The 12,654-nt window shown below is 61.1% G+C and carries 13 protein-coding genes; 5 read left to right on the top strand and 8 right to left on the bottom strand.

Translation table 11 applies throughout. From position 1 onward, the window contains the following. Positions 1-73: 73 nt before the first annotated feature. Positions 74-295: a 50S ribosomal protein L31 gene (rpmE, locus tag D8780_RS11215; RefSeq protein ID WP_121645664.1), complete on the bottom strand. Its 222-nt coding sequence runs from the start codon at positions 293-295 to the stop codon at positions 74-76. A gap of 201 nt (positions 296-496) precedes the next feature. On the opposite strand from rpmE, the gene D8780_RS11210 reads away from it, so the two are divergent. After that, on the top strand, positions 497-2,281 hold the full coding sequence (locus D8780_RS11210; protein WP_121645663.1) for an ABC transporter transmembrane domain-containing protein: 1,785 nt from the start codon (positions 497-499) through the stop codon (positions 2,279-2,281). Positions 2,282-2,382: 101 nt separating this feature from the next. On the opposite strand, the gene D8780_RS11205 is transcribed toward D8780_RS11210, so the two are convergent. From D8780_RS11205 to D8780_RS11180, 6 genes are all read right to left on the bottom strand, one after another. Continuing rightward, positions 2,383-3,408, bottom strand: a complete 1,026-nt coding sequence (locus D8780_RS11205; RefSeq protein WP_121645662.1) for a peptidoglycan -binding protein — start codon at positions 3,406-3,408, stop codon at positions 2,383-2,385. A gap of 4 nt (positions 3,409-3,412) precedes the next feature. After that, positions 3,413-4,429: a MotA/TolQ/ExbB proton channel family protein gene (locus tag D8780_RS11200; RefSeq protein WP_121645661.1), complete on the bottom strand. Its 1,017-nt coding sequence runs from the start codon at positions 4,427-4,429 to the stop codon at positions 3,413-3,415. 108 nt (positions 4,430-4,537) lie between these two features. Beyond that, entirely contained in the window at positions 4,538-5,329 is a 792-nt protein-coding gene (locus D8780_RS11195) for an inositol monophosphatase family protein (RefSeq protein ID WP_121645660.1), read from the bottom strand. Positions 5,330-5,412: 83 nt separating this feature from the next. Next, the gene (gene efp, locus D8780_RS11190) at positions 5,413-5,976 is read right to left on the bottom strand and encodes an elongation factor P (RefSeq protein ID WP_121645659.1); all 564 of its coding nucleotides are present in this window, start codon (positions 5,974-5,976) and stop codon (positions 5,413-5,415) included. Between the two features lie 96 nt (positions 5,977-6,072). Beyond that, a complete protein-coding gene (locus D8780_RS11185; RefSeq protein ID WP_121645658.1) occupies positions 6,073-7,080 on the bottom strand; it encodes a tetratricopeptide repeat protein in 1,008 nt (335 codons plus the stop codon). Beyond that, positions 7,080-7,760, bottom strand: a complete 681-nt coding sequence (locus D8780_RS11180; RefSeq protein WP_245412328.1) for a thiamine phosphate synthase — start codon at positions 7,758-7,760, stop codon at positions 7,080-7,082. Before D8780_RS11180 ends, D8780_RS11185 begins: the two co-directional genes overlap by 1 nt. Positions 7,761-7,944: 184 nt before the next feature. Here D8780_RS11180 and D8780_RS11175 point away from each other — a divergent pair, with 184 nt between their 5' ends. Next, on the top strand, positions 7,945-9,588 hold the full coding sequence (locus D8780_RS11175) for an acyl-CoA synthetase (RefSeq protein ID WP_121645656.1): 1,644 nt from the start codon (positions 7,945-7,947) through the stop codon (positions 9,586-9,588). 364 nt (positions 9,589-9,952) lie between these two features. After that, complete coding sequence (gene rcdA / locus D8780_RS11170) at positions 9,953-10,474, top strand: protease adaptor protein RcdA (RefSeq protein ID WP_121645655.1); 522 nt, start codon at positions 9,953-9,955, stop codon at positions 10,472-10,474. Between the two features lie 8 nt (positions 10,475-10,482). Here rcdA and D8780_RS11165 read toward each other — a convergent pair whose 3' ends face one another. Then, positions 10,483-11,214: a sulfite exporter TauE/SafE family protein gene (locus D8780_RS11165; protein WP_121645654.1), complete on the bottom strand. Its 732-nt coding sequence runs from the start codon at positions 11,212-11,214 to the stop codon at positions 10,483-10,485. Positions 11,215-11,337: 123 nt separating this feature from the next. On the opposite strand from D8780_RS11165, the gene ruvC reads away from it, so the two are divergent. Together ruvC and ruvA are read left to right on the top strand one after the other, a co-directional pair. Then, positions 11,338-11,880 carry a crossover junction endodeoxyribonuclease RuvC gene (ruvC, locus tag D8780_RS11160; protein ID WP_245412327.1) on the top strand — a complete coding sequence of 181 codons (543 nt, stop codon included), beginning with the start codon at positions 11,338-11,340 and terminating at the stop codon, positions 11,878-11,880. Next, positions 11,877-12,491 (top strand): Holliday junction branch migration protein RuvA, encoded by a 615-nt coding sequence (gene ruvA / locus D8780_RS11155; RefSeq protein ID WP_121645653.1) that lies wholly within the window; start codon positions 11,877-11,879, stop codon positions 12,489-12,491. The genes ruvC and ruvA overlap by 4 nt, the downstream gene beginning before the upstream one ends. Positions 12,492-12,654: the final 163 nt, after the last annotated feature.

Raw genomic sequence — 12,654 nt, 5'->3', positions numbered from 1 at the left:
AACGCAGGACGCCACAACAGAAAAGCCCCGGAGCGGATGGCCGCTCCGGGGCTTTGTCTTTGCAATACCGGTTTCAGATACCCAGATTGCCGAACTTGTTCTTGAAGCGCGAGACGCGGCCGCCACGGTCAACCAGGTTCTGCTGGCCGCCGGTCCAAGCCGGATGGGTGCGCGGATCGATATCAAGGTTCAGCGTGTCGCCTTCTTTGCCCCAGGTCGAGCGCGTCTGGTAGCTCGTGCCGTCGGTCAGGGTCACGTTGATCATATGATAGTCAGGATGGGTATCGGCCTTCATGGTGATGCTCTTCGTTTCTGGATTCTCGCAGTGGCAGACCGCTCTGGCGACCTTCCGGACCGGTCCTGCATAAGAAAATGTTGCGCTGTAGGCGGACCGGCCATTTGTTGCCCTTGGCCCGCGCGTTTCGGGTGCCTATACAGTAGCCGGGTTTAAGGGGCAAGACCGGCGCGTCATCCGCGTGGTCTGAAAGGATGTATCATGGCACGGCGAACGACGGCGGAGCGAAAGCAACGCCGCAATCTGGCACCTTTGCTGGCGCTCTGGCCGTACGTAAAGCGTTATCCGGGCAAGGTTGCCGGGGCTTTCTTTTTCCTCTTTCTGGCCGCCGCGACGACGCTGGCGCTGCCTGTCGCCGTCCGGCGCATGATCGATAATGGCTTCAACGAGGCCAGCAGTGGGCTGATCGGCGCCTATTTCGGCATGCTGATCGTGATGGCTGGTTTGCTGGCAGTCGCCTCGTCCGGTCGATATTATTTCGTCATCACGCTGGGCGAGCGAGTCGTGGCCGACCTGCGCGAAGCCGTCTTTTCCCATGTGACCCGCCTGTCACCGGCCTTTTTCGACATGAACCAGAGCGGCGAGATCGTCTCTCGTCTGACCGCCGATACCACGCAGATCAAGAGCGCGGTCGGGGCGACAACCTCGGTGGCGTTGCGGAACGGTCTTCTGGTCATCGGCGCCATCGCCATGATGGTTTTCACGAGCCCCAAACTTTCAGCGATGGTTCTCGCTGCCATTCCCGTCATCGTCCTGACGCTTGTTGGCTTCGGGCGAAGCGTGCGGCGGCGCAGCCGGGCCGCGCAGGATACGCTGGCCGATGCGTCTGCCTTCGCTGCCGAACAGATCGGCGCGATTCGAACCCTTCAGGCCTATAATGGCGAACCGGCGGTGCGACGCTATTTCGGCGGTGCGGTGGAGAGCGCTTTTCAGGCCGCGCGGTCCTCGATCAAGGCGCGGGCGCTGCTCACCTTCGTGGCGATCTTCGTCATTTTCACCTCGATCGTCGCCGTGCTGTGGTTCGGCGCCCGTGACGTCATCAATGGTGAAATGAGCCCCGGCACACTCAGCCAATTCCTTCTCTATTCGGTGTTCGCCGCCGGCGCCCTCGGTTCGCTCTCGGAAGTGTGGGGTGAACTTTCGCAGGCCGCCGGTGCGGCCGAACGTCTGATCGAATTGCTTGACGAGAAGCCCGGCATCGCCGCGCCCGGCGAGCCTGCGCGGCTGCCGTCTTCCATCCGGGGACGGATCGGCTTCAACGATGTCTCCTTCTCCTACCCTTCGCGTCCCGACCTGCCCGCGCTGCACGGTCTGACCTTTACCGTGGAACCCGGCGAGACAGTCGCGATCGTGGGGCCGAGCGGGGCGGGCAAGAGCACCATCCTCGGTCTTCTTCTGCGCTATTACGACCCGCAATCCGGACAGGTGACGCTGGACGGCGTCCCGGTCGAGACGCTCGATCCCACCGATCTGCGCAATGCGCTCGCTGTGGTGCAGCAGGATCCGACGATCTTTGCCACGACTGTGGCGGAAAATATCCGTTTCGGGCGACCACAAGCCGATGACCAGGCTGTCGCGGAAGCTGCCACCGCTGCCAATGCGCAGGGCTTCATCGAAGCAATGCCAGAAGGATTTCAGACCAAGCTGGGCGAGCGGGGTATCACCCTTTCGGGAGGCCAGAGACAGCGCCTGGCGATCGCGCGGGCCATCCTTCGCGATGCGCCGGTTCTGCTGCTTGACGAAGCGACCAGCGCACTTGACGCCGAAAGCGAAAATGCTGTGCAGTCTGCGCTGGAGATGCTGTTGAAAGGCCGGACGACGATCGTCATCGCGCATCGCCTCGCCACGATCTTGAAGGCCGACCGCATTCTTGTGATGGATGAGGGCCGCGTGGTGGAGCAGGGAACCCATAGCGCGCTGGTCGCAAAAGGCGGTCTCTATTCGCGGCTGGCAGCCCTGCAGTTCGACACGGAACAGGCCCCGTGACGCATCGCAAATGGCTGATCGGCTGCCGATATCCGACCTTCGCGCGGCAAATCCAAAGTGTCTCGTGGGCCTAACGCCATCCAAAACCCCCAAGGGACAGATCAGCGGGTCGTGAGCTTCAGCTCGATCCGGCGATTGCGGCGGCGCGCTTCGTCATCATCGCCTTCCACGAGAGGTTGATTGTCCGCAAAACCGGTCGCTGCCAGCCTGCTGGCGGGCACACCCTGATCGACAAGGAACTTGACGACGGCAATGGCGCGTTGGGCCGAGAGCTCCCAATTGTCGCGGATGCGGCCGGTGCCGGATAGCGGAACGCTGTCGGTGTGGCCGTCGACACGCAGGATCCAGTCGAGTTCGTCGGGAATTTCACGGCGAAGTTCGTTCACAGCCTGGGCGAGCTTGGCCATCTCGTCCCTCCCGGCCGTATTGATCTCATCCGAACCCGAAGAGAACAGGACCTCCGACTGGAAGACAAACCGGTCGCCCTCGACGGAAATCCCCTCACGGTTTTCCAGAATCTGGCGCAGGCGGCCGAAGAAATCCGAGCGATAGCGGTTGAGCTCCTGCACGCGCCGGGCGAGGGCCACGTTCAGCCGCTGGCCGAGATCGGCAATGCGGGCGCTCGACTCGCTCTCCTTGGCTTCAGAGACCTCAAGCGCGGCTTCAAGGGCACCGATCTGGCGGCGTAGCGCAAGAATTTGCTGATTCAGAATCTCGACCTGGCTGAGGGCGCGCTCGGAGATGGCTTCCTGCTCGCCAAGGTCGGAGGTCAGGTCGCTGATACGCGCCTGTGCCGCTTCGTCACTTCCCGCTCCTTCATTAAGGAGCGCCTGAAGGCGGCTGCGATCCGATTCGGCGGAAGCCAGGCTGGCACGCAGTGCGGCCAGTTCCTGGTCGGCATCGGAGCTGGTGGCGCGCTCAAGGGCGAGAAGGCGCGTCAATTCGCTGATCTGACTGTTGAGGCGGACAAGCACATCGTCCTGGCCCCGGATCTGCTGTGTCAGGATGAACTGAGCGACCGCGTAGATGGAAAGCAGGAAGGTGAAGACCAGCAGAAGTGTGGCCATGGCATCGACAAAGCCGGGCCAATAGTCAACGCTCGATCGTGAACGTCGGCGCAGCGCCATCGGTTCAGCCGTCCTGCCGCCGCTCGCGCTCTTCCAGCGCAGCGGTCAGCCGGTCCAGTGTCTCACGCATTTTCTGCTGTTCCTGCGCCTGGGCGTTCATCCATTCCCGCAGCATCTGCTGTTCGCCACGCATATTGCGGACCAGACCGGAAATGCCTTCGGCCAGAGACCCCATGGCGTTGGTCATGCGGGGGCTCGCGCCGCCCTCCTGCAAGTGTTTGAGACTTTCCGCCATGGCACGCATTTCGTCGGAGTTCGCCGTCTCGGGGACCAGATCGGAGTCGAGCGCAGTGACCGATGAAAGCCAGTTTTCCAGTTCGGTATAGAAGCGGGTCTGGGCGCGCCCGGCCTGCAATTCCATGAAGCCGAGAACGAGCGAGCCGGCGAGACCGAACAGCGAGGATGAAAAGGCCGTGCCCATGCCGGAAAGGGGTTCGGAGAGGCCGGACTTGAGGGAGTCGAGAATATCGGGTCCGGCCGTTGCGGCAGGGTTGAGGGACTGGATCGTGTCGCCGATCGAGCCGATGGTTCGCAACAAACCCCAGAAGGTGCCGAGAAGGCCGAGAAAGACCAGGAGGCCGACAAGATACCGTATGACGTCACGGCTCTCGTCGAGGCGCGTTGCGATCGAATCGAGGATCGAGCGCATGGCCGCCGGTGTCAGCGCAGTGGCCGTGGAGCGCATCAGAAGCGAGCGCATCGGCGCAAGCAGCACCGGGTCGCGCCGCGCTTCGAGGCCCTCGCGGAAGGAATTGACCCAACCCACTTCCCTGAATAGCCGAACCACCTGACCGAATGCCAGCAGAATGCCGACGATCAGAACGCCAAGGATGAGCCCGTTCAGGCCCGGATTGGTCATGAAGGCGGAGATGATCTGGCGCGATAGAATTGCGACGAGGAAGCCGAACAGGATCAGAAAGATCACCATCGACAGAAGGAAGACTCTCGGCGAGGAAAGGCGGCCCGGGTCAAACGTACGTGGCGGCCTCTGCGCTGTCAGATCATCTTCTGTCGCCGCCATCGCGGTTTCCTCCTTCCGCCTCTGTGGCGCTCGCCCATGGGAGCGAATCTTACACGCTTATATGGGCTTGCATAGCGGAAACGGAACCTCCGCTGTGGATGTGCAGCCTTACAAGCCCTTGTTCGCGGTGCGCTCCAGTTCTCCAATCAGGCGTTCGTTCGCCGCCAGAATCGTGCCCGTGCCGAAGATGTCGTCGCGGCCATGAATATCGGAGACGAAACCGCCTGCCTCGCGAACAAGAAGGAGGCCGGCTGCCGTATCCCAGGGCTGATTTTCGCGGCCAACAATGCCATCGAAACGGCCAGCGGCCACCCAGGCGAGATCGATCGCTGGCGCACCTGTCGAGCGAATGCCGCCCGTATTGGCCATGAGATTGCGGATCTGCCGCAGTGAATCGCCGTGATTGCCGCGTCCAAGGTGCGGCACGGGAACGCCGAACAGTCCGTCGGTCATGTGGCGGCGATTGGCGACGCGGATGCGACGGTCATTGAAGAAGGCTCCGCCGCCTTTTTCCGCGGTGAACAGCTCGTCCATGAGAGGATTGTAGATCACCGCAGCGACGATCTGACCTTCACGCTCCAATGCGATAGAGATCGCGAAAATCGGAATGGAATGCAGGAAGTTCGTGGTGCCATTCATCGGATCCACGATCCAGCGGCTCTCGGGATCCTTGCCCTCAACCTCGCCGCGTTCTTCCATGAGAAAGCCGAAATCGGGACGGGCCCGCGACAGTTCCTCGTAGATCGTCTTTTCGGCTTCCATGTCGGCCTTGGTGACGAAATCGCCTGGCCCCTTCACAGAGACCTGAAGATTCTCGACCTCACCGAAGTCTCTTGCCAAACGGCGGCCAGCCTTTGCGGCAGCGCCAACCATCACGTTCATCAATGCGGAGCGCGCCATGACGTCCTTTCAATCCGTAGCTGTATGCGGCAGTGGCAGGCGAGGGAGGTTCCTCGCCGCTGCGCCGCGTCATCCGGCGGCAATCAGTTCGCCCGGCTCACATAGGTGATGTCGCTGGTGTCGACGATGATCTTCTCGCCGGCCTCGATAAAGGGCGGCACCAGAATACGGATGCCGTTTTCCAAAACCGCAGGCTTGTAGGACGAGGACTGCGTCTGTCCCTTCACCACCGGGTCGGCCTCGGCGATTTCGAGGGTGACCTGATCGGGCAGAGAAATACCGATCGGCTTCTCTTCATAAAGTTCAACCGTCACCGTCATGCCATCCTTCAGGAAAGCGGAGCGGTCGCCGACGAAATCCTGCGACAGTTCAAGCTGGTCGTAGGTTTCGCTGTCCATGAAGACGAGCATGTCTTCCTGCGCGTAGAGGTAGGTGAAATCCTTCTGCTCCAGACGCACACGCTCGACCGTCTCGGATGCGCGGAAGCGTTCGTTGAGCTTTGTGCCGTCGATGGCGTTCTTCAATTCCACCTGATTGAAAGCGCCGCCCTTGCCGGGCTTGACGTGGTTCGTCTTCACCGCGACCCACAATCCGCCATTGTGTTCGATCACGTTACCGGGGCGGATTTCATTGCCATTGATCTTCATTGGGAAGCCGTCTGTTGAGAGATGTGTGTGATGTTGGGCCGTCCAATGGCCCAAATTCTTCGCCGAAACAAGACCGGCGGGCGATAGCGCGGTCGGTCACCGCCGGTTGGCGCGCTCCAGCGCCTGCTGTTTCTGGTCGTTGGACAAGCCGTCCATGAGATCGTCGAGTTCACGATCCTGCAAGCCGGCGCGGCGCGCCGTAATGTACCAGCTTGCCGCTTCAACGGTATCGGCCTCGGTGCCGTACCCATAGATATAGGCTTTGGCGAGCTGGCTTTGCGCCGCGACATTGCCGGTGCGCGCGGCCTGTTGGAGAAGGCGGAAGCCGCGCTCGAAATCACGGTCGCCCCCCTTGGCGGAGAACAGCCAGGTTGCCAGTTCGACCTTCGCCGCGTTCATGCCTCCATCGGCCGCCTTGCTCATCCATTGGCGGGCCTCCTCCATATTGCGGGTGACGCCGTCGATTTCCCCGGCCAGGTAGTTGGCATAGGCATATTGCGCATCGGGCACGCCCTTTTGCGCCGCCGCTTCATACCATTTGGCGGCCTCGGCCTGTTCGTTCACGCCGCCATGGTGCAGAAGCCGCTGCGCGTAATTGAACTGAGCATCCGCATTGCCGCCCTCCGCCGCCTGCTTCAGAAGCCGGTCGGCAAAGGCTTCATCCTTTTCGACGTAGCGACCGTCAAGAAGCATCAGCGCATATTGAAACTGCGCGGCCGGAACGCCGGATTCGGCGGCGCGAGCATACCAGTTCGCAGCCTTTTTCGGATCCTTGGGAACGCCAAGGCCCGCGGCATAAATTTCTCCGAGAAGGGTCTGGGCTGCCGGATTGCCATTTTCCGCAAGGGGCGTTGCAAGCCGGACCGCCGTCAGAAAGCGGCCGATCTGGAAGGCGGTGAAGGCCACGTCCTCCGGCTTCTCACCGAAACGGCTTTCGTCGATTTCCTGCGGCAGGTCGCCCTTCTGCTGCCCAGTCGGCAGTTTTCTGTTCTCGGCGCTCTGCTCATCCCGGGTGAAGCTGTCGACGGCGCGATCATTCGGCGCCGCGAGGGCGGCTCCGATCAGCGACAGGAAAATGAGCGTTCCGCCGGTCGGTCTGCGCATCACTCGACCTCTTCGGTGAAGCGAGGCGCCTTCTCGTCCAGCATGGTGTTGATGGTCGATACGCGTTCGCCGGGGCTCTCCGGTCCCGAAAACACAGCCGTCGACAAGGCGACGAAATCGGAGCCGGTTTCGGCTACGGCAACGGCGCTCTGGGGCATCGAGCCGCCCATCGTCACGCAGGGGATGGCGACCATGCTTGCCCACCAGTCGGCCATGGCGAGATTGCGCGGGTGGGGATCGGGCTTGTTGTCATAGCCGATACGGCCAAAAAAGACGTAGTCGGGCTGAGTTTCGCCCAGCTCAAGGGCTTCATGGCGCGTTTTCGCACCCCCGGCGCCGAACATGAGGCGACCGTCGAACCGCTCCATCGTCTCGGCCATCGTCGCTTTTGCATCTTCGAGATGAACGCCATCGGCGCCGACCCGGCCCGCGACGCGCGTATCATCGGCGATCATGACGGCAACGCCCTTTTCCTGAGCGATGGCGACGACCTTTTCCGCCAGAGTTTGAAACGCCTTTTCGTGGCGGGCCCCGGGCGAAAGAATAAGAGAGGCGACGTCGCCTCCGGACAGCGCAGAGCGCACCGAGTCCAGCAGGTGGTCGTCATCTTCCGTCTCGGGCGTGATCAGCACCAGGCGGCAGCGGTCGAAATGAGTGTCGGCCATAGTCTCCTCGTTCATTCAATGGCGTCCTCTCTTGGGCTAGGTTTCATGGCCTTATCAAGGCGAAAGATGGCTGTCAGGGGAGTATCGACCCCGGGTCACGATTCACGCGGCCGTGTCAAGATTGGCGGATCGTCTGGATTGCGAAGATTCGCCGCCCCCCTATTTTCGTTCGGACAGTCCATATTGGGGGAGGCGACCGATGACAAACATGTACGAGACGGGGCTCGACAAATGCGCGGCGAATTATCAGCCGATGAGCCCGCTTTCCTTTCTCAAGCGCGCCGCCGACGTATGGCCGGAACGCACCGCCATCATTCACGGCTCGCTGCGCCGTAGCTATGGCGAATTTTACGACCGTTCCCGCAAGCTGGCCAGTGCGCTGCAGAAGAGAGGTATCGGCAAGGGCGATACGGTGACGGTCATGCTCTCCAACACGCCGCCCATGCTGGAATGTCATCAGGGTATCCCGATGCTGAAAGCCGCCCTGCACAGCCTCAACACAAGGCTCGACGCGGCGATCATCGCGTTCCAGCTGGACCATGCCGAAAGCAAGCTCGTCATCGTCGACCGCGAATTCTCGGCCGTCATGAAGGAGGCCCTCGCCATCGCCAAGGTCGATCCGCTCGTGGTCGACTACGACGATCCGGACTATGGCGATGACGCACCCTATCCGAAGGGCGAGATGATCGGTTCGCTGGAATATGAGGCTCTTGTCGCAGAAGGGAGTGACGACTTTGCCTGGTCGCTGCCCGACGATGAGTGGGATGCCATCGCCCTGAATTACACGTCCGGCACGACGGGCAATCCCAAGGGTGTGGTCTACCATCACCGTGGCGCGGCGTTGATGGCCTACAACAATACGGTTCATGCGGCAGTCGGCGGCGGAGCCGTCTATCTTTGGACGCTGCCGATGTTTCACTGCAATGGCTGGTGTTTTCCCTGGACGCTTGCGCTAACGGGGTCGACGCATGTCTGCCTGCGCTGGGTGCGCGCCAAACCGATCTTCGATGCCATTGCCGATCACGGCGTCACCCATCTGTGCGGGGCGCCGATCGTCATGAGCATGCTGATCGGGGCCGCCGACGAGGAGCGGCGAGACTTTCCGCAGAACGTTATCTTCAATACTGCCGCCGCGCCGCCTCCAGGCAGCGTGCTCGCTGCGATGGCCGATGCCGGCTTTGAAGTGGTTCACCTATACGGCCTTACCGAGGTTTACGGCCCGTCGGTGGTTAATGAGTGGAAGAGCGAGTGGAACACGCTGGATCGTGAAGAGCGCGCGGCCAAGAAGGCCCGTCAGGGCGTTCGCTATGCCGGCCTTGAAGATCTTGGCGTGCTCGATCCCGACACGATGGAGCCGGTCGAGGCTGACGGTCAGGCCATTGGCGAAGTGATGTTTCGCGGCAATATCGTCATGAAGGGCTATCTGAAGAATGAAGAGGCGACCCAATCGGCCTTTGAGGGCGGGTGGTTCCACTCGGGCGATCTTGGTGTGATGCACGAGGATGGCTATATCGAACTGAAGGACCGCTCCAAGGACATCATTATCTCCGGCGGCGAAAACATCTCTTCGATCGAGGTCGAGGATGCGCTCTACAAGCATGAATCGGTGGCGTCCTGTGCGGTGGTCGCAAGGCCCGATGACAAATGGGGCGAAGCGCCGATTGCTTATATCGAACTGAAGTCCGGTCACCAGCCGGACGCCGAAGCGCTCAAGCAGCACTGCTACGAGCGCCTGGCGCGTTTCAAGGTGCCGAAAGATTTCATCTTCGAGGAAATCCCGAAGACCTCCACCGGAAAGATCCAGAAATTCAAACTTCGCGACCGATCGAAGGACGAGGCCTAGCGCCGGATTGCGTGAGCGGAACGCTGATAAGTTCCATAGTGCGACACAAGAAGGTTGATAAATCGACTCCTGTTAGGTCTTCGTTAACCTTTTCAGGTCATCTTGCACTCATCCGGTTCACGCCGGTTTCATCCGGATGGTCTTTTCCTTCCGTTTGACGCTCCCTGTAAGACTTTTCGGCCGTTCCCTTGGGACGGCCTTTTTTTTGCCCGCCAGCAAAAAGAGTGGGAACTCCCCGCTTTCCCCCGGCATTAACTCTTCTTTAAGGCTAAGCTTGCCGACGTGACGCACATCGGTCAATTTCCCTCGACCGCATGACCAAGGGACGGCATTGCGGGGGCATCGAGCGGCGGACAGGGCAGCAATGAACGAGAGCAAGACCACCACGGGCGAAACGATCCGGCTGGCCGAACGGCGGATCTTTTCCGATTCCTTTCGCGAGCTCTACGCGACTGGCATGTTGCTCGTCGAGGATGCCGCCAGCTATCTGGATGGCGAGGGACGACGTTCCGCAAAGGGCCTCGATCGAATTCCGGCGACCCTTTATGCCGCCGAATCGATGCGCCTGACGACGCGCCTCATGCAGATTGCGTCCTGGCTTCTTCTTCAGCGCGCCGCCAATGCCGGTGAGATGACCCGCGAACAGGTGGCCAAGGAGAAGCAGAAGGTTAATCTCGACGCGGCGGTCTCCGATCGTGAGGCGCCGGGCTGGGACAGTCTCAGCGAAGAGTTTCTTGATCTCGTCGACCGTTCGCTCTCGCTTCAACGCCTTGTCCAGCGCGTCGATGCCGAGCTCTATGGCGCAAAAGATGATGAGGCCGATTCGGATGCCGAGAATCCGGTCGGTGCGCAGATCGATCTCCTGCGGACGGCGTTCGGGCGCTGAAACCGCTCTCAAATGACGCCGTCGAAGAACGGCAGTGTCATCAGGCCGACGGTCAGAATCAGCAGGAATGCGACACGCCGGAAATGGCGTTCGTCAGCCAGATGGAAGATCTTCTGTCCGGCGAGTAGCCCGATCATATAAGCGGGCGCGACCAGTACGGCCGTCAGTAGCAATGACATCGAGACCAATCCGGCGGCTATCAGCCCAATGCCGGAGAAAACGGACGTGATCGCAAACAGAACGATGATGTTCGCTCGGACTTGGGCGGGAGCATCCGCGCTGCTCAGATAGTAGATCACGACCGGCGGGCCCGAAAGCTGGGTCGCCCCTCCAAAGAAACCCGACACCATGCCGACTGCCGCTGACAAAGTTGCGGGGCGCGGCCCGGAGTAACGCCAGCCGCTCCACAGAACGAGGACGGCGACGAGAATGAAGCCGCTTATGACAAGGCGCAGCTGGTCCGGATCCCCGACACTCAGATACCAGATGCCGAGATAGACGGTGGCCGCGAAGCCAGCCGCGATCGGCAGAACGGCCCGCCATGCAACCTGGCGGAGTGCCGGAAGCAGAATGACGAGCGACGGCAGGCTGTCGATCGCCCAGAACAACGGAATGGCGACGGCGGGGCCGCCGATGCGGCTGATCAATGGTATGGCGATCATGCCCGAGCCGAATCCCGCAAAGCCTCGGACGAGACCGGCAACAAGAAGGATAGCCCACAGGATCGGAAGGTCTGGCATGATCCGCTTTCCATCCTGTCAGCCGCATTGGTCAAGCATTATGGTGTCCCGAAGACATGTTTGACGCTGTTTTCGTGGATTTTGTTTCTTTTTTGTTCACATTGTCTGGCGATGCTGTTCGCCATGAAGCAGAGTTCCGCAATGGCGCAATTACCGATTCGAATCATTGGCATCGATCCCGGCCTCCGGCGGATGGGCTGGGGCGTGGTGGAAAGCCTCGGCTCGTCGCTACGCTTTGTCGCAGCGGGGACGATCACCTCCGATGGCAAGGCCGATCTGGCCAGCCGTCTCTGCCAGCTCCATGACGGGCTGACTGAAGTGATGCATACGCAGCGGCCGGATGAAGCCAGCGTCGAAGTGACCTTCGTCAACAAGGATGCGGGAGCCACGCTGAAACTCGGTCAGGCGCGTGGCATCGCCATGCTGGTGCCCGCTCGGGCCGGATTGCCGGTAGCCGAATATGCGCCGAACGCTGTGAAGAAAGCGGTGATCGGCGTCGGCCATGGCGACAAGAAGCAGATCCAGATGATGCTCCGCGTGCTGATGCCGAAGGCCCGATACGATAGCGATGATGCCGCCGACGCGCTCGCCATCGCCATTTGTCATGCCAATAATCGGGTGGGCGATGCGGCGCGCAGGGCCTTGCTGAAGGCAGGCGCGGCATGATCGGCAGGTTGAAAGGCACGGTCGATGAGATTGCTGATGATCACGTCATTCTGGATGTGCATGGCGTCGGCTACGTCGCTCATTGCGCGATGCGCACCCTTTCCGCTCTGCATGAGGGTGAAGCGGCGGTGTTGCAGATAGAGACGATCGTCCGCGAGGACATGATCCGGCTTTATGGCTTCTCTTCCGGTCTTGAGCGGGAATGGTTTCGTCTGTTGATGACGGTGCAGGGCGTCGGCGCGAAAGTGGCATTGGCGATCCTCTCCACCTTGGCAGCCTCCGACCTGGCAAACGCTGTCGCGCTTCAGGACAAGGCTATGGTGGCGCGCGCGCCGGGCGTCGGGCCGAAGGTCGCACAGCGTATCGTCAGCGAATTGAAGAATCGCGCACCGGCGCTTGCTGGCGATTTTGCGCCGAATATCGGCCTGTCGCAGGAGCTGGGCGAGGGGGTTGCGCCGGCGCAGGTGGCCGATGCCGTTTCGGCACTGACCAATCTCGGCTATGGGCGCGATCAGGCTGCCGCGGCGGTCTCGGCTGCTCTCAAGGAGGCCGGCGAGGGGGCGGACAGTGCCAAGCTCATCCGGCTTGGCCTGAAGGAACTGGCGTCTTGAGAAGGAATTCTATCGCCACCGATCAGTGCAGGCGCGGCCTCCCCCGGTTCAAGACTCCCTATTTCCATGTTTGCTGAGAATATTGGATGAGAGAGAGTGCGGGCTTCCCGCCCGGAATAGTGACGTTTCTATATTCCGTCCTGGGTCCCATTTTTGGTGTTCT

The organism is Notoacmeibacter ruber (genome assembly GCF_003668555.1).
GTDB classification, from domain to species: domain Bacteria; phylum Pseudomonadota; class Alphaproteobacteria; order Rhizobiales; family Rhizobiaceae; genus Notoacmeibacter; species Notoacmeibacter ruber.
This window is presented reverse-complemented; position numbering and strand designations above follow the sequence as displayed.

Coding starts and splice junctions, on each gene's coding strand:
- efp (WP_121645659.1), bottom strand. CDS start 5,976: ATGAAGATCAATGGCAATGAAATCCGCCCCGGTAACGTGATCGAACAC.
- D8780_RS11185 (WP_121645658.1), bottom strand. CDS start 7,080: ATGCGCAGACCGACCGGCGGAACGCTCATTTTCCTGTCGCTGATCGGA.
- ruvC (WP_245412327.1), top strand. CDS start 11,338: ATGAAGCAGAGTTCCGCAATGGCGCAATTACCGATTCGAATCATTGGC.
- D8780_RS11210 (WP_121645663.1), top strand. CDS start 497: ATGGCACGGCGAACGACGGCGGAGCGAAAGCAACGCCGCAATCTGGCA.
- D8780_RS11175 (WP_121645656.1), top strand. CDS start 7,945: ATGACAAACATGTACGAGACGGGGCTCGACAAATGCGCGGCGAATTAT.
- D8780_RS11165 (WP_121645654.1), bottom strand. CDS start 11,214: ATGCCAGACCTTCCGATCCTGTGGGCTATCCTTCTTGTTGCCGGTCTC.
- ruvA (WP_121645653.1), top strand. CDS start 11,877: ATGATCGGCAGGTTGAAAGGCACGGTCGATGAGATTGCTGATGATCAC.
- D8780_RS11195 (WP_121645660.1), bottom strand. CDS start 5,329: ATGGCGCGCTCCGCATTGATGAACGTGATGGTTGGCGCTGCCGCAAAG.
- rpmE (WP_121645664.1), bottom strand. CDS start 295: ATGAAGGCCGATACCCATCCTGACTATCATATGATCAACGTGACCCTG.
- D8780_RS11200 (WP_121645661.1), bottom strand. CDS start 4,429: ATGGCGGCGACAGAAGATGATCTGACAGCGCAGAGGCCGCCACGTACG.
- D8780_RS11205 (WP_121645662.1), bottom strand. CDS start 3,408: ATGGCGCTGCGCCGACGTTCACGATCGAGCGTTGACTATTGGCCCGGC.
- D8780_RS11180 (WP_245412328.1), bottom strand. CDS start 7,760: ATGAACGAGGAGACTATGGCCGACACTCATTTCGACCGCTGCCGCCTG.
- rcdA (WP_121645655.1), top strand. CDS start 9,953: ATGAACGAGAGCAAGACCACCACGGGCGAAACGATCCGGCTGGCCGAA.